The organism is Xanthomonas dyei (assembly GCF_002939865.1).
Taxonomy (GTDB): Bacteria; Pseudomonadota; Gammaproteobacteria; order Xanthomonadales; family Xanthomonadaceae; genus Xanthomonas; species Xanthomonas dyei.
On the sequence record NZ_MDEE01000130.1, the window covers coordinates 1 to 355 of the forward strand.

Consider the following 355-nt stretch of genomic DNA (forward strand, 5'->3'; position numbering starts at 1 on the left):
AATGGCGAAACTCCGAAGATCCAAACGCGATTCTCCGGAACGATGCGGACATTCTGCCCTCTCAGGCATCGTTATTCAGACCTTCCCTAAAGCTACGATGCCACCGGCGATGGTCTGAGTGCCAAAGTCTGCGTCGCCACGCAGGTCTACGCCTACCCAACCACCACCATTACCTGAGTGTGGTCGCAGGCTTAGCGCGTACCTACGAGAAGATGGGCAACACCCTCACCATCGGTGGGAAGGCACGGGAGTACCTGTACGACACCACCCGACGTCCCCCCGCCCTGAGTAGCGATCGGGTTTAGAGTCCGGGGTTGATGATATCGGTGTTTGCCAGATGTTGGGCATAAGCGGA

1 pseudogene is annotated in these 355 nt (G+C 57.5%); it reads left to right on the forward strand.

Annotated elements, in window-relative coordinates:
• Positions 1-90: 90 nt before the first annotated feature.
• Positions 91-275, forward strand: a pseudogene (locus XdyCFBP7245_RS24730) (RHS repeat-associated core domain-containing protein); the annotation flags it as partial.
• Between the last annotated feature and the right edge of the window lie 80 nt (positions 276-355).